Annotated in this window: 21 protein-coding genes and 1 tRNA gene; 13 read left to right on the top strand and 9 right to left on the bottom strand. The window is 57.0% G+C overall.

Annotation, left to right across the window (positions count from 1 at the left end; genetic code table 11):
* The first annotated feature begins 182 nt into the window (after nt 1-182).
* From HMPREF1627_RS01460 to HMPREF1627_RS01425, 8 genes are all read left to right on the top strand, one after another.
* Nucleotides 183-1529 carry an O-acetylhomoserine aminocarboxypropyltransferase/cysteine synthase family protein gene (locus tag HMPREF1627_RS01460; protein ID WP_034500456.1) on the top strand — a complete coding sequence of 449 codons (1347 nt, stop codon included), beginning with the start codon at nt 183-185 and terminating at the stop codon, nt 1527-1529.
* A 43-nt stretch (nt 1530-1572) separates the two neighbouring features.
* The gene (gene metX, locus HMPREF1627_RS01455) at nt 1573-2733 is read left to right on the top strand and encodes a homoserine O-acetyltransferase MetX (protein ID WP_034500455.1); all 1161 of its coding nucleotides are present in this window, start codon (nt 1573-1575) and stop codon (nt 2731-2733) included.
* A 101-nt stretch (nt 2734-2834) separates the two neighbouring features.
* Nucleotides 2835-4679: a carbohydrate-binding domain-containing protein gene (locus tag HMPREF1627_RS01450; protein ID WP_034500454.1), complete on the top strand. Its 1845-nt coding sequence runs from the start codon at nt 2835-2837 to the stop codon at nt 4677-4679.
* Nucleotides 4680-5079: 400 nt separating this feature from the next.
* The gene (locus HMPREF1627_RS01445) at nt 5080-5640 is read left to right on the top strand and encodes a DUF4956 domain-containing protein (protein WP_034500453.1); all 561 of its coding nucleotides are present in this window, start codon (nt 5080-5082) and stop codon (nt 5638-5640) included.
* A 54-nt stretch (nt 5641-5694) separates the two neighbouring features.
* Entirely contained in the window at nt 5695-6498 is an 804-nt protein-coding gene (locus HMPREF1627_RS01440) for a polyphosphate polymerase domain-containing protein (protein WP_034500452.1), read from the top strand.
* 135 nt (nt 6499-6633) lie between these two features.
* Nucleotides 6634-7098 carry a RidA family protein gene (locus HMPREF1627_RS01435; RefSeq protein ID WP_034500451.1) on the top strand — a complete coding sequence of 155 codons (465 nt, stop codon included), beginning with the start codon at nt 6634-6636 and terminating at the stop codon, nt 7096-7098.
* 114 nt (nt 7099-7212) lie between these two features.
* Nucleotides 7213-7797, top strand: coding sequence for a DUF2249 domain-containing protein (locus HMPREF1627_RS01430; protein ID WP_034500450.1), 585 nt, complete (start codon nt 7213-7215; stop codon nt 7795-7797).
* A gap of 206 nt (nt 7798-8003) precedes the next feature.
* Nucleotides 8004-8222, top strand: a complete 219-nt coding sequence (locus tag HMPREF1627_RS01425) for a hypothetical protein (protein ID WP_034500449.1) — start codon at nt 8004-8006, stop codon at nt 8220-8222.
* 254 nt (nt 8223-8476) lie between these two features.
* Here the strand turns inward: HMPREF1627_RS01425 and HMPREF1627_RS10690 are convergent, their stop codons facing one another.
* Nucleotides 8477-8650 (bottom strand): hypothetical protein, encoded by a 174-nt coding sequence (locus HMPREF1627_RS10690; protein ID WP_234305193.1) that lies wholly within the window; start codon nt 8648-8650, stop codon nt 8477-8479.
* 588 nt (nt 8651-9238) lie between these two features.
* On the opposite strand from HMPREF1627_RS10690, the gene HMPREF1627_RS01415 reads away from it, so the two are divergent.
* Entirely contained in the window at nt 9239-10942 is a 1704-nt protein-coding gene (locus HMPREF1627_RS01415) for an ATP-binding protein (protein WP_052040786.1), read from the top strand.
* Here the strand turns inward: HMPREF1627_RS01415 and HMPREF1627_RS01410 are convergent, their stop codons facing one another.
* The 3 genes from HMPREF1627_RS01410 to HMPREF1627_RS01405 all read right to left on the bottom strand — a co-directional run bounded on the left by HMPREF1627_RS01410 (nt 10943) and on the right by HMPREF1627_RS01405 (nt 12724).
* Nucleotides 10943-11980, bottom strand: coding sequence for a DNA cytosine methyltransferase (locus HMPREF1627_RS01410; protein ID WP_034500447.1), 1038 nt, complete (start codon nt 11978-11980; stop codon nt 10943-10945).
* A gap of 573 nt (nt 11981-12553) precedes the next feature.
* Nucleotides 12554-12676, bottom strand: coding sequence for a hypothetical protein (locus tag HMPREF1627_RS10845; protein ID WP_267958465.1), 123 nt, complete (start codon nt 12674-12676; stop codon nt 12554-12556).
* Nucleotides 12652-12724, bottom strand: a tRNA-Thr gene (locus HMPREF1627_RS01405). The genes HMPREF1627_RS10845 and HMPREF1627_RS01405 overlap by 25 nt, the downstream gene beginning before the upstream one ends.
* Before the next feature lie 172 nt (nt 12725-12896).
* Between HMPREF1627_RS01405 and hemH the strand changes: the two genes are divergently transcribed.
* On the top strand, nt 12897-13922 hold the full coding sequence (hemH, locus tag HMPREF1627_RS01400; protein WP_034500446.1) for a ferrochelatase: 1026 nt from the start codon (nt 12897-12899) through the stop codon (nt 13920-13922).
* A 70-nt stretch (nt 13923-13992) separates the two neighbouring features.
* Here hemH and HMPREF1627_RS01395 read toward each other — a convergent pair whose 3' ends face one another.
* Both HMPREF1627_RS01395 and HMPREF1627_RS01390 read right to left on the bottom strand, forming a co-directional pair.
* Nucleotides 13993-15309, bottom strand: a complete 1317-nt coding sequence (locus tag HMPREF1627_RS01395) for a chloride channel protein (protein WP_234305192.1) — start codon at nt 15307-15309, stop codon at nt 13993-13995.
* A gap of 11 nt (nt 15310-15320) precedes the next feature.
* On the bottom strand, nt 15321-15776 hold the full coding sequence (locus HMPREF1627_RS01390) for a MarR family winged helix-turn-helix transcriptional regulator (RefSeq protein WP_034500445.1): 456 nt from the start codon (nt 15774-15776) through the stop codon (nt 15321-15323).
* 232 nt (nt 15777-16008) lie between these two features.
* Here HMPREF1627_RS01390 and HMPREF1627_RS01385 point away from each other — a divergent pair, with 232 nt between their 5' ends.
* Nucleotides 16009-16335 carry a histone-like nucleoid-structuring protein Lsr2 gene (locus HMPREF1627_RS01385; RefSeq protein ID WP_234305191.1) on the top strand — a complete coding sequence of 109 codons (327 nt, stop codon included), beginning with the start codon at nt 16009-16011 and terminating at the stop codon, nt 16333-16335.
* Between the two features lie 149 nt (nt 16336-16484).
* Here HMPREF1627_RS01385 and HMPREF1627_RS01380 read toward each other — a convergent pair whose 3' ends face one another.
* From HMPREF1627_RS01380 to HMPREF1627_RS01370, 3 genes are all read right to left on the bottom strand, one after another.
* On the bottom strand, nt 16485-17489 hold the full coding sequence (locus HMPREF1627_RS01380; RefSeq protein ID WP_034500443.1) for an asparaginase: 1005 nt from the start codon (nt 17487-17489) through the stop codon (nt 16485-16487).
* Nucleotides 17490-17710: 221 nt separating this feature from the next.
* Nucleotides 17711-18241, bottom strand: coding sequence for a DUF3060 domain-containing protein (locus tag HMPREF1627_RS09955; protein WP_052040784.1), 531 nt, complete (start codon nt 18239-18241; stop codon nt 17711-17713).
* Nucleotides 18242-18260: 19 nt separating this feature from the next.
* The gene (locus HMPREF1627_RS01370) at nt 18261-19484 is read right to left on the bottom strand and encodes an OmpA family protein (protein ID WP_034500442.1); all 1224 of its coding nucleotides are present in this window, start codon (nt 19482-19484) and stop codon (nt 18261-18263) included.
* 151 nt (nt 19485-19635) lie between these two features.
* Between HMPREF1627_RS01370 and HMPREF1627_RS01365 the strand changes: the two genes are divergently transcribed.
* A complete protein-coding gene (locus HMPREF1627_RS01365; protein ID WP_009408451.1) occupies nt 19636-20373 on the top strand; it encodes a phosphoglyceromutase in 738 nt (245 codons plus the stop codon).
* Nucleotides 20374-21005: 632 nt separating this feature from the next.
* Nucleotides 21006-21887: a hypothetical protein gene (locus tag HMPREF1627_RS09950; protein ID WP_158705796.1), complete on the top strand. Its 882-nt coding sequence runs from the start codon at nt 21006-21008 to the stop codon at nt 21885-21887.
* Nucleotides 21888-22106 lie beyond the last annotated feature (219 nt).

Raw genomic sequence — 22106 nt, 5'->3', positions numbered from 1 at the left:
GACCCACGCGTCAGCTTTTGACCAGACCTACTGATGGCTAGAGATTACTCGCCCGGGTCGTACGTCTTTGCGTTGGAAACTGCCGCAATCGCCGAATCGTGAGCGCAGCGGCTCGACCCCCTCAGCCATCGCCTCTCCTCACGTCACAAGAATCAAAAACGTGAACACAAGGAGAGACAACAATGGCCGCAACTGAAGCAACAGACACTGAATACCAGAACTCTTGGGCATTTGAAACCAAGCAAATTCATGCGGGCTGGGACCGCGATCCCCAAACCGGTGCAACTTCCATCCCGATTCTTCAAACAACCTCATTCGCCTTTGACTCCGCGGAACGAGCCGCAGCCCGCTTCGCCCTGCAAGAGCTTGGCCCCATCTACACTCGCCTGGGCAACCCGACCAATGACTACGTCGAGGCCCGAATCGCTGCCCTCGAAGGCGGCGTCGGCGCGCTCCTGACATCCTCAGGCCAGTCCGCAATTACTCTTGCGGTTCTCAACCTGGCATCCGCGGGGAACAACATTGTTGCTTCGCCTTCCCTCTACGGCGGTTCAACCTCGCTGCTCAACAACACCCTGCGTCGCCTCGGAATCGATGCCCGCTTCGTGAGCGATCCCTACGATGTGGACGAATGGTTGTCTCTGGCCGACGAAAACACCGTTGCCTTCTACGGTGAAACCATCCCCAACCCCAAGGGCGATATCTTCGATATCGAGAAGATTGCACAGGCCGCACACTCTGTCGGTGTTCCGCTGATCGTCGACAACACTGTCGCGACCCCCTACCTGACCAGGCCCATCGAGTGGGGTGCCGATATCGTCATCCACTCAGCAACCAAGTACTTGGGCGGCCATGGCACCGCGATCTCGGGCGTGATCGTCGATGCCGGTAACTTCGACTACACGAAGGACCCCGAGCGTTTCCCCGGTTTCAACGAACCCGAATCCTCCTATGCGGGCCTCGTTTTCGGACATGACCTGGGCGCCGAAAAACTCGGAGCAAACCTCTCCTACATCATTCGCGCACGTGCAATTGGCCTGCGAGATGTCGGCTGTGCCCCCTCGCCCTTCAACTCCTTCCTCATCGAGCAGGGGATCCAGACCCTGTCGCTACGCGTTGAGCGCCACGTTGACAACGCGCTGAAAGTTGCGAAGTTCCTCGAATCGCACCCGCAGGTCGAGTCCGTGAACTACGCGGGCCTCGAGTCCTCGCCCTATTACGAGCTCCACCAGAAGTACAACCCTCGCGGCGCCGGCGGCCTGCTCTCCTTCGTCATCAAAGGCGGACTCGAAGCAGGAACCTCATTTGCAACCTCGCTCAAACTTCTCCCGACCGTCGCCAATATCGGTGACGCGAAATCCCTAGTCATTCACCCCGCATCCACCACGCACTCCCAGCTCAGCGAGTCCCAGCTGCGCGCCGCGGGAATTGAACCCGGAACCGTCCGCCTGTCCATTGGCATTGAGAACGTCAACGACATCATTGCCGACCTTGTCCAAGGATTCGAGGCCGTCGCCCACCTGGCCTGACACTGCCAGCCCGCGCAATCTCGAGGTGAGTAAGGAAGAAACCATGAGCCGACGTGAACTTGGACCGATCCCCGTCAGCGGTGCGTGGACGCCTAATGACCCCGTCGCATTCCGTAAGTTTGCGCACTTGGGGCCCCTCCGCCTCGAAAATGGTTCATTCCTGCCGGAAGTGACGCTGGCCTACGAGACTTTGGGCACGCCCAACGAGGACCGATCGAATGCGATCCTCGTGCTGCACGCACTCACGGGTGACGCCCACATCTCGGGGCCGGCGGCTCCCGGCCAGCTCACCGCGGGCTGGTGGGAAGAGGCCGTCGGACCGGGCAAGCCCCTGGACCCCGAGCGCTACTTCCTTGTCGTTCCCAACGTTCTTGGTGGTTGTCAGGGAAGCACGGGCCCGGCCTCGGCAGCGCCTGACGGGCAGCCGTGGGGTTCGCGTTTCCCCGTCATCTCAACGCGCGACCAGGTTCAGGCCGAGGCGCGGCTGGCGGATTACCTCGGGATCCCCACGTGGAACACGGTCATCGGCGCTTCCCTGGGTGGACATCGCGCGCTCGAGTGGGGAGTGAGCTTCCCGCTGCGCTGCGAGCGCTTGGTTGTTGTCGCCTCGGCGGCATGCACGAACGCGGAACGCGCGGCTTGGGCGCACACGCAAATCCGCGCCATTGAATTGGATCCCAACTGGCGAGGCGGAGACTACTACGACCAGGAAGAGGGTCCCCACGCGGGACTGAACCTCGCGCGACAAATCGCTCACGCCACCTATCGCTCCCCCGAAGAACTGGACGCGCGCTTCGGCCGCGCCCCCCAGGACCGCGAGGACGTGTTGAGCGGCGGGCGTCTGGCTGTCCAGTCCTACTTGGACTACCACGGGGCAAAGCTCGTGCGTCGTTTCGATGCGGGTTCCTACGTCTCCTTGTGCCGCACGATGCTGAGCTACGACATCGGTCGTGATCGCGGGGGGATCACCGAGGCGCTGCGACAGATCACCGCGCGAACCCTGGTGATTTCGGTGGACTCGGACCGGTTGTTCTTCGCGAAGGAAGGACTCAAGGTCGCCGAGGGAATTCCCGGTGCGCAATACGCGTGCCTGTCTTCTCCTCACGGCCATGACGGCTTCCTCATCGAGTACGACCAGCTCAATCGAATCCTCGAGGATTTCCTGGAAAATCAACCTTCTTTCATTGATTCTTCGGCACTGTAAAGGCGTAATTTTCTTTCTTATGTGAGGCCTGAGCTAGGCACAGCTCATTCATAGAGTCGACTGGCTCAATTGGATCATCACGATCCACGAAAGGACCTCACATGAAAACGCCAGCATCGACTCTCGTACGGTTATCAGCCGTAGCCGCGGTCGGCGCGCTCGCACTGAGCGCCTGCTCCTCGACTTCCGGCACCGCATCGGCCTCGTCGGCCGTCAGTGCGAAGGCCGCCTCAAGCTCATCGGTTTCCGCGGAATCCGGGACTGTCATTGCTCCTCCGACCGCTGCCGAGGCCTTGGCTGCGAACGCGAAAGCCTCCTACGTTGAGGACAGCGCGTGGGATGCTTCTTCGGCTCAGACCATTTCTTTGAATGGAAGTAGCGCGAGTACCTCAGCATCCGGAGTCAAGGTCGATGGCTCCGCGGTGACGATCACCCAGGCTGGCGTTTACAAGCTCTCTGGAACGCTCAATGGACAGGTCAAGGTTGAGGCTGGGACGGATGCCCAGGTCGTCTTGATCCTTGACGGTGCGACAATCACGAACTCTTCGGGTAGCGCCATCAATGTGGTCTCTGCAGATGATGTTGTTCTGTCATTGAATGGTTCAAACACCGTCACTGACGGCACTCCCTCGGATACGAATGCTGAGGACAACGCGGCGATTTATTCCGATGCAGATCTCACCATTACGGGTAGCGGTTCACTGACGGTCAATGCCAACTACAACGACGGCATTACCAGCAAGGACGACCTCTACATTCTGTCGGGTAACATCACGGTCACCTCGAAGGATGATGCGCTACGTGGCAAGGACTCGCTGACCGTTGCCGGCGGAACTATCAAGCTCACTTCAGGAGGGGACGGCCTGAAGTCTGACCAAGATAGCGATACCACTAAGGGCTACGTCAATATCACCGGTGGCACCATCGAAATCACCTCGGTGGGTGATGGTATCCAGGGTGAAACTGACGTCATCATCAGCGGCGGAGATACGACGATCATTGCCGGTGGCGGTGCCTCGTCTGGAAAGGACTCCAACAATTCCACTAAGGGAATTAAGGCCGGTGTCTTCCTGATTGAAGACGGTGGCGAGGTCACGATTGACTCCGGTGACGATGGTTTGCACTCCGATGGTGCAATCCGGCTGACCTCGGGAACGATCGTTGCATCAACCGCTGACGATGGTATTCACGCTGAGGGTGCGGCCGTTCTTGACGGCGCGAAGGTTACGGTTGAACAGTCCAATGAAGCCCTTGAGGGCGGCTTGATCACCATCTCCAATGGTGAGGTCAATCTGACCTCCAGTGATGATGGTATCAACGGCTCCGGTTCGACCACCGTTGCGGCAGTTGAAGCGGCGAAGACCGCGACCAAGACGACCACGACCAACAACGGGCCTGGCGGCGGTGGCTCCATGCAGGACACCGGTGAAAAGATCCTGATCTCGGGCGGCACCATCACGGTGAACGCCGGCGGTGACGGAATCGACTCCAATGGCTCGGTGGAGATCTCCGGCGGTAACACGATCGTCTACGGACCGACTGACGGTGGAAACGGTGCCCTCGATGCCAACGGTGAATTCTTGGTCAGCGGTGGAACGCTTCTTGCCATCGGTTCTTCCGGAATGGCTGAATCGCCTTCGACCAACTCTTCACAGGGATGGCTGCAGGCTTCAGCTTCCGGTAACGCGAACTCGACCGTGACCATTAAGGATTTCAGTGGAAAGGTTTTGGCCAACATCAAGGCAGCAAAGACCTTCCAGAATGTGGTCTTCTCCTCTGCGGATGTGTCGAATGGCCAGAGCTACACGGTGAGTGTGGATTCCAATTCGACCTCTGTCACTGCGGGTCAATCGACCGGCAGTCAGGGCGGTCCCGGTGGAGGAGCGCCCGGTGGTCAGGGAGGGGCTCCTGGTGGACAAGGCGGAAACCGTCAGGGCGGCCGCTGAGTGAAAGAGTGGGGGGATGCGACTTCCGTCGCATCCCCCCACTGCTCGTTTGTCTGCGGGTTTTTCCGTCTTGTGGGCCACTCCCGTGGACCCACCCCGTGTGCCCACCCCGCGGATCCACCCCACCCCGCGGACAAAGTGCGTCTGAACGAGAGGCTCGTGTCCGTATATGGCCGGAATCGGTCGAGCAATGACGCACTTTGTCCGGGTACGTGTACGCAAGAAACGATCTTTTCGATCTGTGGATGTCTCAGGGCGCTTCGTCCGGGTGTCCTAGCCTCGAGTATGACCAAGGCGCCCCCAAAGTGCATGGCTGGGTCAAGTCCCGCACATAGCTCATTCATAGACTCCGCTGGCTCAATAGTTCCGTCACGCACGAAACAACCTTGAGGAGCATCAAATGAGCGCACTCACCACAGCGATGGTTCTGCCGATCATCATTGACCTCTTCGCAATGTTGATCCTGGTTGGAGCCCTCTACTACCCCCGCCACCGACGCGCCGATCTCGTCGTCGCATTCTTTGTTGTGAACATCGGCGTCCTTGCAGTCGCAAGCGTCATGGCAAACTCAACGATCTCCGCAGGCCTAGGCCTTGGCCTCTTCGGTGTTCTGTCGATCATCCGACTTCGCTCCGACGAAATCAGCCAGCGCGAAATCGCCTACTACTTTGCTTCCCTTGCCATTGGCCTGCTCCTTGGCATGAGCACCGCGATCTATTCCTATGCAATGGTCTCTCTGGTCCTAGCTACCCTCGCCATCGGTGACTCGACCTTGATCCTAGGACGCTCCGGCTCGCAGCAAGTCCAATTCGACCGCGCAATCGCAGACGAGAAGGAACTTCGCCAAGCACTTGAAGCCCGCATGGGTGTCAAGGTGACCGGAGTCAAGGTCATCAAACTCGATATGGTCAACGATCTCACCTTGGTTGACGTTCGCTACCGGGTCTCGGCCAGGCGCTGAGCCTGCGCGAAAGACCACCCCGGCCTCGGCCTCGTGAAAGAACTGGAGGACACCATGACGCACGAACTACACAACCTGACGAACCTTGAACGAATCAGCCTTGATGACATGAACGCACGCGCCGCGATGCTCACGCGAGTCGACCGCAAGTACGTCGTGCCCACGGATTGCTTGGATGAGTTGCTCGCGCTCATGAACCCCGCAACGCAGATCCTTGAAATCGGGGGGAAGATTGAGCAGCGATATGCCTCGTGCTACTTCGATACTCCCGAGCTGCACTCCTTCATGGACACCGCGCACAAGCGCCGCCGCCGCTACAAGGTCCGCACGCGCTCCTACCTCGATTCGGAGTTGGCCTTCCTTGAGGTCAAGACTCGAGGCCCGCGCGGGCACACCGTCAAGAAGCGCATGGCCTACGACTTCGCTCAGGCAGCGCGGATGGAACTGAGCCGCGAGGGCCGGCTTTGGGTGGCCGAAAGGCTCGAGGCCGCTCAGTGCTTTGACGGCGTTGGTCGGGTTGATTCCCTGCTCCCCGTGCTCTCTGGAACCTACACGCGTTCGACGCTTCTTATGGCCGATGGCCAGGGACGAGCGACGATTGACACCGATCTGAACTGGGACTCGTGGGGACGTGAGCTTCAGGCTCCCCACATTGCGATTATTGAGACCAAGTCTGGCGCGGCTCCGTCTGAGCTGGACCGCTTGCTGTGGGCGAATAGGATTCGGCCCTCGCGTATCTCGAAGTACGCGACTGCGATGGCTCTGCTGACACCGGGCTTGCAGACAAACCGGTGGACTCGCGTGATTGATCGTTTCTTCACGATGAGGCCGACGGTCCAGCAGGCGCTTGCCGCATGAGCCGACCGCGGGATTGATCCCGCACACAAGCTGTCCCGCGAAGTGTGCGTGATGACCCAGAGGTGCTGCGCGGGACTAGGCTGGGGGGTGTGGAAATTCCACGCCCCCCAGTTCTGATGCGATCGTGAGGAAAAAATGACACTGCCTTCGGAGAAACTTGCTGAGCTCGGCCTTGAACTGCCTGAGGTTGCCAAGCCTGTTGCCGCCTACGTCCCAGCCATTGAGGATCGCGGTGTTGTGCGCACCTCCGGCCAGCTTCCCTTGGAAAACGGCGAGTTGGCCTGCATTGGTGCGGTCGGTGAAGATGGTGCGGATCCCGAAGATGCGTACGAGGCCGCGCGGATTTGCGCGTTGAACGCGATGGCGGCTGCGGCTGCAGTTGCGGGCGGTGTGGATCGTCTGGCCTCGGTAGTTAAGGTGACTGCCTTTGTTGCGTCCTTGCCGAATTTCTATGGGCAGGCTGCTGTGGTCAATGGCGCGTCTGAACTACTGGGTGAGGTTTTTGGCTCTCAGCATGCGCGTTCGGCTGTGGGTGTTGCGGCCTTGCCGCTGAATGCCTCGGTCGAGGTTGAGGTGGAGTTCGCACTCCGTTCCGAGTGAGTGGGATCGCTCAGCGCTCTATTTAGCAAGGATTTAAACTGAAATAAAGGTTTGCGTGCGGGCGTTCCTGTGAATACCCGCTGGTAACAGCTTTATTCCAAGGAAGAGGACAAAATGGCAGAGACTTTGCCCGAGGCAGCAGCGCCGGGAACTGGACAGCAATTCAAGCTGGTCGATGTGTCGACCACCCCCTCTGAGGGCGGTTGCGGTTGTGGTTGTGGCGGCCACGGAAAGAAGGAACAGGCTGCTCCTGCAGCAACTGCACCCGAGTCGCACGGAGGCTGTGGCTGCGGTGGGCACGGACATAAGGCTGAGGCCGCACCTGCCCGTGAATCACACGGCGGTTGTGGTTGTGGCGGACATGGACACGGTGCTCAGGAAGCTCCGAAGGCTGAAGCACCTGCTCACGGGGGCTGCGGTTGCGGTGATCACGGCCAGGGAACAGCGCACGTTGTATCGCAGGATCCCGCCGTTCGTGAGGACGAACTTGTTATTCATTCCCTGCCTAAGGTTGTTCGCCATGCTCTGCTCTTTGCTGCGATGGATAACCTGCCGCTTGGTGCATCGCTGATTGTCGTTGCTCCGCATCAGCCGGCTCCGCTCTTCAACTACCTGCAGGAAAGCGAATCGCACTACCGCGTCGAGACAATCGAGACCGGCCCGGTCGACTGGCGCTACCGCATTACGCGTCTGTCCTAATTTTCTGAGGCTCAATGCCCGCGGGCCCCGCGCTCGCGGGCATTTCAGTTTCAATACAAAAGCCCGAGATATCAACGATGTTTTCGTTGATATCTCGGGCTTGTCTGAGCCGCCTGTGGGAATCGAACCCACGACCTATTCATTACGAGTTTGCTAGCTGAGAGCGTTTGAGAGTGTCTCCTCCCAGTCGTTGGAAGGAGGTTCGGATGCCTGTTTCAGGTCGGTTTGATTTTGATTTTGTGGATTTGGTGGAGTTATCTTCTGCTGAGTTCGCGGAGTGTTTGCGCGAGTCTGTGGATGACCCTGATTTTCGGGGGTTGTTTGTTCCTGTGCGCGCGGCTGCGGCGATGTTGGGTATATCGGCTCCTCATATGCATTATTTGTTGCGCGCAAAGTCTCCAGCATTTCCCTACCGTCCACTCTGATTGGATCAACCACCAATGAGCACACACAACCCATATGGTGACCGCGCCCCGAAAGAAGCAAGACACCTCGCGAAGGCCCGCGCCTGGTAGACGGCATGTATGTGGACGAAGTGGGCGTTATCCACGACGCCCCCACCACGGGCGCCTGGCACGACGCCAGTGTGGATGCCGCGCACCTGCAAGCTCAGATTGACGCACTTCCCGCCACGCTCTTATCGCGACGCAAAGGCGCAACCGTGCGAACATCCCCTCCATCACCCAACGTCATTACGACGATTACGTCCGTAACTGCGGACGCGATCGAGCACCATAAGCGCAGATGGAGCCTGTAATGCACTCACCGCATTCTTAACAGCCTTGCCTCGTGCTTGCTTATACTCCTCAGCAGAAAATTTTTTCTTACCCAGGCCAATGCTTGCGATGCTCATACGTACATCGCATGAGGTGGCGATGAGCCCGCACATTTTCTCTGCGGTCTTCTCGCCATCAATCTACCACGCCTCAACCGTATCCAATAGGGCCTGCCGAACAGTCCCTCAGCAAGGGGAATCAACCCAGAACGCAATGCTTCCAAGGTTTTATCGCGCCCATCCTTCGATTCGAAACGTGGCTGCACAGCAGAAACAACGTAAAACTGTTCTACTTTAGGGCGTTCACGAATCGACTCATCCAACAAGATCACCGAGTAGTTGCCTGTTGAAGCGCACACGTAAGTTCTTCCTTGCTGAGCACCTGATACGCAGCCCATATTCTATGGGTTGTATGCCGAACGGCGAGGCACTACACCCGTTCATGTCAGTAAGGGTGGAATTACAGGCCTGCACCGCAGAGTACGGTGAGTTCGGGCGACTGCGAAGCTTGGTGAGACTGGAGCCCCAAGTTAGAATAGCCTTCGTGGCGGGTAACCACACCAGCTGACAAATAAGCACAATCCCACCCCTCACGGGTGGGATTTTTGCTTCAAGGCCGGATGTTATACTTACGCTGGGTGAGCAGCTATTTCGAAGGAGCCTGCCGTGCACAACGATGTTCATACTTTCTCTTTTTCTGCGACTGTGCTGGATCATCTGGGGCGACAGCTTTATCGAAATTTCACTACGGTTCTGGGTGAAGCGATCTCTAATGCCTGGGATGCTGATGCGGAGAACGTGTGGATCAGCGTAAGCAGTGATCGAACCCAGATGCTCATTATTGATGATGGTGTGGGGATGAGTTCTCAGGATTTGAGGGAGCATTTCCTTAAGATTGGTTACTCCAAACGAGGGAAAGGGCACGAGTTAACCCACTCCGCGAAGAATCGCCCATATATTGGGGCAAAAGGTATTGGGAAGCTTGCGCTATTGTCATGTGCTGATGCGGTCTCTGTTCTCTCCCTCAAGAGCGATCACGAGGCGGCGGGATGCGTCATTAACAATAAGGCGCTTGATGAGGCTGTAGCCAACGATTATGACATTAAAGAGGTGGAGCTTTATGACGCGCCTGAATCTTTATACGAGAAATTGAGGGACTGGCAAGAAAGACGAGATTTTCACCACGGAACTTTTCTTCAGCTTGACGGACTCAGGATGAGCAATAGCAGCGACGACTTCTTGCGGCGCTCGATTGCATTGGCTTTTCGCTTTTCTCTTATTGACAATAATTTTCATATCTTTTATAACGACAAGGAAGTTGGAGTAGAGGACTTAGAGGTTTTTGCGAAGAAAACGGAATTTGCCTGGAAGATCGGAGAGTTCGACGATCCCTATCTCGAATTAATCCACAAGGCTTTCACAAAAGTAACCGATTCTGGAGTGAAGAAAACTTTTACTTATGATTTTACAGACGGGGTTAAAGGATTTTTAGCAACCGTTGAAAAACCTCGCGATCTAAAAGTTCTTGGCATGGACGAAAAGGCTGGTGTAGATCTTTTTGTCAATGGTCGTTTGCGTGAGCAAAATATTTTGAGTCACATTCCTTCTGCACGTGTCCCTGAAAACTATCTCTACGGGCAGATCCATATCGACGGCCTTGATCGCCCTGGAACAGATCCCTTCATCAGTAGTCGAGAGGGGATTATCAAAGATGATGACATGTACCAAGATTTTCTTGAATCCCTGAAAGAGGGGCTGAAAAGTCTATACGACACATGGGACGCCTTGCGTCTTCACTATAAGAAAGACGGGGATCCAGACAATCCGAGTGTCCCTGGGACTGAGCGAGCAGCAAAGAAGTTAGTGCAGGAAATAGAGAAAAGCTTAGGGAAGTCAGCGGAAACAGATGAAGAGTCAGATGTTTGGAAGATGCTCTTAAAAAGAGCTTCCGCTGGTGCTGAAGTTTCCGCAGGTCACTATACAACTCTCTACTTAATTGAAAACGCTATGCGCTACAAGCTATGCGACATGGGCTATGCCGACGACGAGGCACTTCCCGGCGGACTAAAAACAGCAATCCAGGATGCTCGGAAGAAAGAAAAGAAGCAGCTAGAGGAAGCTGGGATCAGCAAACATGTTCGCATGCATTCAGAGGGTGTCTGGTATCTTCAGTTCCCAGAACTTACCTCGATGAAAAAACACGATAGAACTTCCTGCTTCAACATTGATTTCAGGGATAGGGAGTTATTGCGTATCTTGCGTAATGTAGTCATGCATACGGCAGACCTGACAGAACCTGGAAGAGGGTATCTGGCTGAGAAGATTTCTGTGCTGGAAAAGGCTGTGCGTGAGGCGGGGATAGACAAATAATCACAGAGCCTGAATGTGCTCAAAAAAGGTGCGCCCCACAGCTCTCCCAAAATGAGGCGGGACAGCGTTGCCGATGAGTTTGCCGACACCGGTGAGAGTGATGCTTTCTTCGGGGGCTGTGAAGACGAATTCTTGTGGGAACCCTTGTAGCAGGGCAGCTTCCCTCAGGGTAAGGCCTCGATCTTGTCTGGGGTGTGTGAAGCGTCCAGCACCGGTGTTGTATGGCTGGGTGGTGATGGTGGGCGAAGGGGTATCTCCTCGCATGCGTCCATAGAAGGAAGCAAAGTTTGCTTCCTTGTCGCGTTTTTGGCACGGTGCAAGAAGTTCTTCAGGCCAATCTCGCCATGTTCCCCCAGGTTTGGAGGCTATTGCGCGCTTCAGGTTTAAGGGCGAAAGTTGCCTCGCGAAGTGCAAAGAATCATAGGGGTCATGTTCTCCGCTGCCAAGGTGCGGCAAGTGTCCGATTACCTCATCGACGGTGACGTAGGTTTCTGGGCTGTGCGTGGGCATAGGCATCTGAATCTCCCCTCTGCGGGAAGCCAGCAAGATGAGACGCCGCCTATTTTGTGCGAGCCCGAAATCAGGCCCAAAGAGCACGCCGTAAGAAACGTGGTAACCGCATTCTTGTAGAGCGTCTGTGAACTCTGTGAACATGGAGTCTCGTTCTAGGCGGGTAACGTTTTCCATCGTCACAAGCTCAGGGAGCGTTTCTCGCACGAGGCGGGCAAAGGAACGCAAAAGCGGCCAGTTCCTATCCAATGAAGGAGAATGCCCGCGGCGCTGGCTAGAAAAAGGCTGACACGGCGCGCATCCTGCCAGAAGACGGATGCCCTTTTTTGGCCACAACTCCATCAGATCTGCACCGGTAATGTCGGTGACCGAGGCGTGGATAAAACGGGCGTGGATATTATACTCGTACGGGTAAGCGCAGCGCTTCTCAAAATCCACACCAGCAACAACGTTAATGCCAGCCTGCTTCAAGCCCAGCGACAAGCCGCCGGTCCCGCAGAACAGGTCAATAGCGTTGATACGTTCCATCACAGTCCTTAAGTATATGATGAAGTAGCGAGTAGGAAAAAGAGAGTAGACAAGATCTGATCCTAGGGCTGCATTGTGCGTCCTCCCGCATTACGACTTGGCGTGTTGGTGCGCCAGAGCTGGATTTGTCCGACGGTCGTGTTCCGTTGTTCGTTGGTGAGGTGTTCGGGCTGGCAGACGCCTTGCATCCAAGGCTGCACTTTGGCGTCTTTTCCTGCTTGGATGAGGATTTCGCGCAAGATTGAGCGCTGGCTGGTGAGGGCGGTGCGCCATTCTTCAGGTAGTGCCCTATCGTGTAGGCCGCTTGTGGGCGCGGTCCATTGGGTGAGGCCGTCTTGTGCTTGGGGGCGGGGGCGTCAGGGCGGCGTCTTTGTGCTTCTGCTAAGAGGGCGCGTTTCATTTCTGCGGCTGTCTCGAATTGGTATTGGGCGCCCCTGGGGTCGCCGCTGCCTGTGATGGGATCGTGCCTGTTGGCGCGTTGGTATTCTTCGCGCGCAAGGTCTCGTCTGTTCATTTGGCGCGCAAGGAATTTTCTTCTTCGAGGCTGTGTACTCGCGCCCGTTCGGCGCAGGCTTATGGGCCTGTAGCTTCGTCGGCTGCTTGGTGGGCGGCGTATAGGGCGTGGGTGAGTTCTTCGCCTGTGAGTTCGCCGGTTTCCCGGCGAACCTCTGAGCCGCCTGTGGGAATCGAACCCACGACCTATTCATTACGAGTGAATCGCTCTGCCGACTGAGCTAAGGCGGCCGGGCAAATCCTCACTTCCGAAGGGAAGTGCAGAAAAGCTACCGGAAGTACTTTAGCGGTATCCGCTTCGGAGAAGCAAACGTTGTGCTTGCGCGACGGTGTGTGATTGCCCGCACCTGACCTTACTTGTGCCTGCCCCTACCTGCGCGTTCCTTGGGTGTTACCCTAAATTGTGTTGACAGAACATGACGAAACGTCAGAAAACCCGGCGGAGACTCCCGTCGTCGTCCTTGTTAATCTAGGGACGCCCGACTCGCCTCATCCGCGTGACATCCGCCGTTTTCTCCGCGAGTTCCTGAGCGATCGCCGAGTGATCGAAATGCATCCCCTCATGTGGAAGCCGATCCTCGAATGCATGATCCTTCCCCTTCGTCCTCATCGCATTGCCGCCAATTACCGCTCGATTTGGACACCCGAGGGTTCCCCCCTCATGGCGCAATCCATCGCGCAGACCAAGGCTCTGACAACTTCGCTCTCGTCCAAGGCTCGCGTTGCGCTCGCAATGCGTTACGGTCAGCCCTCGCTCGAATCCGTCCTCGACGAGCTCTACTCGCAGGGGCACCGCCGCGTGCTCCTCATTCCGACCTATCCCCAGTATGCGGCCTCGACAACGGCGACTGTCACCGACGCTCTTTCTCACTATCTGCTGAGTCGCCGCGACCAGCTTGAAGTGCGGACCATTCGTTCGTTCCCAACCGAACCCGCCTATATCGAAGCCCTCGCTCGCTCCATTGAAGACACCTGGGCCGAGCGTGGGCGTCCGAATTTCGCTGCGGGAGACAGGCTCATTGCATCCTTCCATTCGATCCCTCAGAAGATGCACGACCAGGGCGACCCCTACCGCAGCGAATGCGTGGCAACCGTGGAGGCGTTGCGGGCCCGCCTCGATCTGTCCAACGATGAACTCCTTGTGACTTTCCAATCCGTCTTTGGCCATGCCGAGTGGCTTGGCCCGGCGACGATCGACACGGTCGAGAACTTGGCACGCCAGGGGAGTGGCCGCCTCGACGTCATTTGTCCCGGTTTTATGGCGGACTGCCTCGAGACTGTTGACGAAATTGCCCAACTCAACCGGGAAACTTTCCTGGAGGCGGGCGGCTCAGAGTTCAACTACATCCCGTGGGGAAATGCCTCTCGCGGTGCCATCGAGACTCTGGAGGCCCTCGCCCGGCGCGGGCTTGCGGGTTGGGTTGATTGACGAGGCCGTGGGGAGTTAGGTAACGCCCCGTGCCTCGGTGCTCACCGCCGAGGCGGCGCCAAGAAATCCCCTAGGCTTCGGCTCGGCGCATGCGAAGTTGCGTCCAGAGGCGCGAGGCGCCGACACCCAGTCCGAGCGCGATCGTGGTTGGAACCAAGAGTGTCGCGCCTCGGTGCGTAAATTCAACGACCAAGCACAGCGCGGTTAGAGGGGCACTCATTGATGTGCCGAGGAAAACTACTGCACCGATGAATGCGAAACAAACAATGGCTGTCGTGTCGCCGGGGTAAATGTGCGACCAGATGACACCGAAGACTGCCCCGCAGGAGCCGCCAAGCGCAAGGCCTGGCGTTAGCGTGCCACCCCATGCTCCAGAGCGAATCGTGGCGAGCGTTCCGACGAGCTTCGTCACCCCATCGATAAACAAAGAAACGAGAAGCGCCAGGCCGATTCCAGATGCCGCACGTGCTCCTTGGCCCAGAATCGCGCCGTCAAAAGCTAACTGCGCGGTGGACTGGCCATTCCCAGCAATCGATGGGACCCAGATGGTAATGACCCCGATCAGTGTGAAGGTGGGGATCATCCACGCGAGCAATTTCCACCCGGTAGGTCGCGCGGCAGAACAGGACTTCACCGCGCCCTTGAAAAGGGTGCCCAGAATGCCGAGTAGGGGACCGACGATAACGGCCCACAGGGTGAGGGAAGCAGTTGGGACAAGCTGCGCGGCCTCGGGAAGGGAGTAGAAAGGCTCGGTGCGCACCCAGCCGTGTGCGACCAAAACCGCGCCACCGCTAATGACTAAGGCAGGCCAGACGGTGCTTGCGTTGACTTCAAGAAGAAGAATCTCGAGCGCAAACACGGCACCCGAGAGGGGAAGTGAATAGACAGCGGCGAGGCCTGCGCCGGCTGCGCAGCCGACAATGATCCGGCGTTGTGGGGGAGTCAGTCCGAGGAGGTCAGAAATTTTCCCCCCGAGGGAGGCGCTAATCTCGCGGGGGGCAACTTCTCGTCCGATGGAAGCCCCCATTCCCACAATGAGGATCTGATTCAGTGAGTGCCAGAGCGTGAACCAAAAAGGCATCTTTTGGCCATCGACTGCTTGTGGAAGAGAGACAGGCTTCCCACCCATGCGGGCGTAGAGGTACCAGGACAATGCGCCGAGGATGCCCGCTCCGCTTAAAGCTAGGACGCGGTGCCACCAGGGAACTGAAGAGATCGCCTGAAGAAGCGTGCCATCGAAGTGGCCGAAAACAAGGTGCTCGATGATGTGGAGAAGATGCGAACACCCGGCGCCCACAAGCCCTGCAGCAACTGCGGTAATCGCAACCGCGAGCCCCATTCGAAGGCGGGGAGATTGTGCAGAGATTGGGAAACCGGGTGTACTCACATTTCCTGAGACTAGTGACGTTTCTCTACTTCGTCCAAACGTGTATTCACATCTGAGCCCACGCGAATGATCACGCTAAGGTCTTCGTCGGAAATGTCATCGCTGATGATGTCACGAAGAAGAGCTCGTTCAACGCGCTGCGCCTTGGTGATGAGTTCCTTGCCTGAGTCTGTAATCGTGATTGTTCCGCCGCGACGGTCGAACTCGTAGGGCGTGCGCACAACGAGGTTGCGGCTTGCAAGGCGACGATAGGTGTGGGTCAATCGCGAGGGACTAAAAATGACCGATTGGGCAAGTTCTCCCATCCGGATTCCGATTTCACCGGTTGATGCGACCTCATCAAGGACGCGGTACTCGCCGAGCGACAGTCCGAAATCGCGCTTGAGTGCAACCTCAAGAGCCGCGGAAGCCCTAGTAATAGTAATGAAAAACTGTTCGATCTCGCGAGCACGCTTTTCTTGGTTCATGTCCCTTCTCCGTTTTGCGTTCAGCACCGAGGATTCTCTAACAAAAGGACAGTTTATAGACTTTGGTCAGGCCGTTCAACGCTCAAAAGCGAAATTGAGACAGCAAAATTGGCCCCTCAGCGGATTATTAGTCCCCACATAGAATGTGATAACTTTTGATTAAATGTGCATTGCTTGATTGAAGAGAGCTTATTTCTCTCCCAATCTAATGAGTTTTCGAAAGGTGAAAACTGTGCAGAAAAAAGTTGTTGTATTAGTCGACGACCGTGACGGCTCAGTTGCCGAACAAACCATTTCTTTTGCCTTCAAAGGTGTATCGTACGAGATTGACCTTTCGAACGAAAACGCCGAAGAGTTTGAGCGAGTGATTTCCCCTTGGATCTCAGCAGCGCGTAGGGTTGGTGGGCGATTGAATAGTCGCCGAGTGGGTCAGTCTGCTGCCCCTGAATCAAAGAGTTCACAGGTGCGGCGCTGGGCTCGCGAAAAAGGTATTTCTTTGAGTGAACGCGGACGTATTCCGACGGCAATTATTGAGCAATTCGAAAAAGAGACTCGCTGAGTATTCCTGAGGAAAGTTTCTCTTTATGCGGGGTGTTTTAAAACAAAACACCCCGCATTTACTTGTGTATCCAATACGTTTTGTATTGAGTGGTCAGTTTTTAAAGCTGCTCACGGAGCGTCTGTCGATTGCGCAAATGTGCAGGTCAGCTAGGCAATAGTTGGGAGATTGACCTCTCCGGCGATAGACCGGTTCATCCACTGCGCGAACTGATCGCTACGAATTTCCTGCGAAAGCAAGAAGATTGTCTTCGAGTACAGAGCTTCCAAGGTCATGTCATGAGCGCTGATGGCCCCTAAACGCGCCAAGGCGCTACCAGCCTCGTAATGGCCCAGAACCACTTCGGATTGATAACACTGGGAAGCCACGATCAGCGGAACATCCTGCGCGCGAAGCCCTGCAAGAACATCGACAATTCCCGGGTCAGAGGCCGGGATATTGCCCACGCCATACGCGCGAATAATGACGGCCTCGGGTGCGGGAGTCAGCATTGCGCGCAGACGCTCGGCAGACAGCCCGGGAACAATGTCGATCACCGCGACATCGTGACGGGTATAGGGAGCGGGCTTCGCCCAGCCCTCACCCGCCTCGATGCCGTGGTACCACTGCCACGGGGCGCCGGTTCGCGCGACTGGCAAAGTCGAAGGGGAATCAAAGCCGGCAAACGCCCATGACGAAGTTTTTGTCGCGCGATTGCCTGCCAAAAGCGTGTGGCCAAAGAATAGGGTGACACCTCGAACCTGCGGGCTTCCCGCAGCGCGCAAAGCACCGGTAACATTCGCCGATGCGTCTGTACCGACTACCCCCAGTGGATACTGCGAGCCCGTGAAAACAATCGGCTTGTCAAAATCGGCCAGAGCATAGGACAGTGCTGCTGAGGTGTAAGCCATCGTGTCTGTGCCATGCAAAACGATAAAAGCATCCGCACTATCGGCGTGAGAACGAACGTCGTCGATAATCATCTGCCAGTGGATAGGCGTTGTCTCAGAAGAATCAACTAAAGGAGAGAGCTGAGAAAGAGAAACCTGTCCCGAGAGTTCAATACCGTCCAATTGCGCATTGAGCCACGAGGCCAAGTCAGCGCCCGGTCGTAAACCATCCGGAGAATCAACCATTCCGATGGTGCCCCCGGCGTAGGTTACGTGGATCCTCATGATGGTCCTCTTCTGTTGCGTGGACGATTGGTGGTGAAGCGAGATTCTGGGCGCAAGCGGATGGTCGGCGCGGCCTCGTCAATCGAAGAAAATCTATCGCGAATGGACAGCTGCATGCACGCCATCATGCGGGAGGCCCCTCAACGAAAGCGGACGCCCGCGCGTGCGAAGAGGGGCCAGGACGCTAAACGCATCCCGGCCCCTCTGTGAGCTAAAGAAAGTCAGCCCTTGGAGACCGAGTTGTCGGCACCTGTATCGGCAACATTCGGGTTGCCCGAGGAGTAGGTGACCGTGTTGCTCGAGCCGCTGATGCTTACGCGGTTCACGGAAGCGAGGGTGACAGTGTTGTCGCTGCCGCCGATCGTGATGGACTCGATTGCGTGGGTCGAGGTCAGCTTGACGTCCGAACCGAAGATCACCACGTGGGCAACGCCCTCGGGAACGGTGACAACAACGTCAGAATCTACGATAGTCTGAGTGCTTCCGGTGACGCCCTGTGCCGTTTCCTTTGCGCTATTGGCAGCAGACGAAGCGGTTGCCTGCGCTGCGGAGACGGTCGCAGACGCGCTGGCCAGGCCGGCCGATGCGGCGGTCGAGGCCTCGGCAGCGGCGCTCTGGAGCGTTGCCTTCGCGGAGGCCAGCTGCTCGGCGCCCTGATTGTTGGTCTGGCTGCAAGCGCTGATGCCCATAGCGAGGGCCACGGTCGTGGTGACCGCGAAAGCGGCCAGAGAGCGAGGTGAACGAATAGTCATTGTGAATCCTTGAAAGTAATCAGAAAGCGGGAATGAAGATTTCAACTCGGCGGTTCGCTTGGCGGCCTGCCGGGTTGTCGGAGCCATCAGCGTTCGTGTTCGGAGCAACAGGCTTGCTCTCGCCGAAGCCCTGTGAATCCAGGGTTGCTGTGACGCCATCCTTCTTCAGCTCGCTCACGACAGCGGCTGCGCGCTCCTCGGAGAGGGTCTGGTTCGATGCGTCATCACCGATTGAATCGGTGTGGCCGTAGATGTGTGCAAGCGGAACCTTCGCGTTGGTCAGAACCTCAGCGAGATTCTTCAGGGTTGCCGCTGCCTCGGGGCGAATATCGGACTTGCCGAAGTCGAAGAGGACGCCGTCCTCAAGGGTGATGGTGGTACCGCAGCTCTCGACGGGCTTGAGGCTGTCGACTTTGGGGAACTTGCCGACCTTGCCGGCAGTCGGGGCCTTGTCGGCCTTGACTTGCTGTCCGTTGACCTGCGCGGTGCCATCGCCATTGTTGATGATGTTGAGGTTCGGGTCGGTGTAGACGCCGGCACCCTTGCCATCAAGGTTGTAGTTTACGGAGGTCTTGGTGTTGCTGTAGGTGCCCGAGCCGTCGGCGCTAATGACGATGCTTTCGCCCGTCTCGGAGTTGTTGTAGGTGCCCGAGCCATCGGGGCTGATAACAATGTTCAGGGTGTTGGAGTTGTAGGTGCCCGAGCCGTCGGCGCTGATGACGATGTTCAGACCGGTGGATGAATCGTTGTAGACACCGCCGCCCGTACCGTCGACAACGATGCTCACGGGGCCCTCGTTGATGACGCCGGAGCCGTCACCGTTGTTCACAACCTGCTTGTCACCGTTGTTCGAGACGCCGGAGCCGTCGCCGCCAAGGACTGTGTTTCCACCGTTGGTAACGAGACCGGAGCCGTCACACACGGCGGGAGCAACTGTCACGCCGGGAACGGAGGAAATCTTTGAGGTAGCGTCGATAACGGCCTTGTCCGCGTTGGAAGCGAAGACGCCGATCGGGGGAACCTTGAAGAGAGGAATCGGCGGGATCTCGCCGGGCTTGTAACCTGCGACAGCCGGTACTGCAGTGGTCGTCGTGGCGGAGGCCTCGGGAGCCTGCGTCGCCTCGGTCGTCGTTGAAGTGGAAGGCGTGCTCTGGGAGCATGCACTCAGAGAAAAGAGTGCGGCCATTGCGGTCAATGCGGTCGCCGTATGGAAAAAGTGGCGCTTTGAAGTTGTGTCACTCATGCGGAGAGTTTAAAGGAATGTCGCTGAATGGTCGCTGGGCGGGCACTCGATATGGACTGATCATGGTTGATTTGGTTGCAAGTGCATGTGAAATAGATGATGCATGACACACGTCCTGACACATATGGAAAAAGGATGAAAGAATAGGAGCATGACCTACAAACTGGTGCTGCTCCGCCACGGCGAGAGCGAATGGAATGCAAAGAACCTCTTCACCGGTTGGGTGGATGTTCCGCTGTCGGACAAGGGCCGCGCGGAAGCAACCCACGGTGGTGAGCTCCTCAAGGAGTCCGGTGTTCTTCCGGATCTCCTGTTCACGTCGATGCTGCGTCGCGCGATTATGACCGCGAACCTGGCTCTCGACGCCGCTGACCGTCACTGGATCCCCGTTGAGCGCAACTGGCGCCTCAACGAGCGTCACTACGGTGCGCTCCAGGGTAAGAACAAGAAGGAAATCCGCGACGAATACGGCGAAGAGCAGTTCATGCTGTGGCGCCGTTCCTTCGACGTGGCTCCGCCCGCCATTGAGGCAGGTTCTGAGTTCTCGCAGGATCAGGATCCCCGCTACGCTGGGGAGCCCGTTCCCATGAGCGAATGCCTCAAGGACGTCATCGCACGTCTGCTGCCCTACTGGGATGAGACCATCGTTCCCGCGATCAAGACCGGCAAGACCGTCATGATTGCAGCGCACGGCAACTCCCTGCGCGCCATCGTCAAGCACCTGGATGAGATCTCCGACGAGGACATCGCCGGCGTGAACATCCCCACCGGTATTCCGCTGGTGTACGAGCTTGATGAAGAGACCCTCAAGCCCGTTAAGAAGGGCGGCACCTACCTGGATCCTGAGGCCGAGGCGAAGATCGCCGCGGTCGCTAACCAGGGCAAGTGATCTGAACGGAGTCCCGGCGTCGCCTTTTCGGGCGACGCCGGGGCTTCGCTATATCTACTGTCTGGTTCTGTGCGTGAAGGCGCTTATGGTTCCTGCGCCGATGCTGTTATGGCGCTTCAGCCCGGACAAAGTGCGTCATAGCCTCAACTGATTCACAGTATTTGTACCTTTGTCTCCGCATTCAGACGCACTTTGTCCGGGTGAATGGAGATTTGGGCTCGCTAGGGTAGCGATCGCAAGGGTGGGGCATTTGAGTAGCTTCGATGCGAGGGTTTTGGTTTGGTTTCTAGCCTGAAGTAGCGCAACCGCCGATCCACAGTGTTGTGTTTGAGCCGAGTTATCCACAGATTGCATAACTGTTCTGCCAGTTGAAGTCGCAGCACGCATCCTTACTTATAGACGGTCAGTGTTCATCGAGTGTGGATCCGAAAGAGGAGGGCGCGGTGAAAATCGTTATTGAGCCACGTTTCATCTCTTCGATTATTCGGAGTGTGTCCCAAGCGATGCTCTACTCGTCTACAAGTAACCGACGAGTTCTCGCCAATCGCTGTCGATCCGGTGAAATTGTTCGGATCATCAGAGGAAGTTATCTTCCCTCATCTGCCCTTCGATCAGCTTGTCATCAAGGCTTGGTGAATGCCCAATTCATGGTCCTGATCGCACGAGCTCTGGCGGCGATCCACCGACGCCCCTATCTCGTGCTTGATTCTCGTCTGTCACTCTTTATCTACGGCTACACGCACGACTTTGACCTAGCCCCGGACTTGTGTCACGGCAAAGATCACAGCCTTCGTCCTCTGCATTTCCCAGCAGTAGTTCTCGATCAGCGCGTAGTCGCGGCTGCGATCAGTGTCGGTCCGCGTCATTGCGATGGCCGTGCGGGTCTTAAGCGCGTTGAAGGACTGCGTTTCTTGGATCAAGAGTCTCTCCTCATTCGTTGCGTCACTCGTGCCCCTCGCCGCATGCGGTTGGCTGATCTTTTCCCTCAAATCAACATGATTTTTGCCGCCATCGTGAACTTTGATCGTTTCAGGCAAGGGGCCTCTCGCTTCCGGGAACGTTCAGCTCGAGAGAGTCTTCAACTCACTCACGCGCGCCTTGCCCGCAATATTCGTAACAACGCCAAGCTTCGATCCTTGATCCCCAGGCTTGACGCGGGGTGTGAGTCTCCAGGCGAATCTCGTCTTCTATTTATTCTTCAATCTGCCAGGGCTCCCCAAATGCAGACCCAATATGAAGTCAATGCCGTCGGTCGTCAATGTTTCGTCGATATTGCTTTTCCGATGCACAAAATTGCGTACGAATTTGATGGCCGCCAGAAATATGGGGATACCGTCGATCAGGTTCATTCGGTGATTGAAGATGAGCAAGATCGCCAGCGTCGTCTCGAGGCCGAGGGCTGGAAAGTCGTTCGTCTGCGGTGGAGTGCGCTGGCCGACCCTTCCCTGGTCCTTCGACAGCTTTCCGAGATTCTTCTGTGGGGAGCGAAACGAGGGAAACGACTCAGAGCTTGATCTAAGGGCAGGGGTGTACTTGTGCGTGGAGGGATCGATTCTCCTTCCGGTAGATGGAAGTGGACCCAGGGGTGAGTTGCGCGGCAAGGAAACCAAGATCTACGGGGACCGCACTGAGGTTGAGACCCGGGGGCCACTTGTGCTCGGAGGGAAACGGGAACGAAGAGCGCGTCCGACTTTGAAGTTTCGGTAACTGCAGGGCTGGAGTGGAAACTACCA

This window comes from Actinomyces sp. S6-Spd3 (genome assembly GCF_000758755.1).
Taxonomy (GTDB): Bacteria; Actinomycetota; Actinomycetes; order Actinomycetales; family Actinomycetaceae; genus Pauljensenia.
This window is presented reverse-complemented; position numbering and strand designations above follow the sequence as displayed.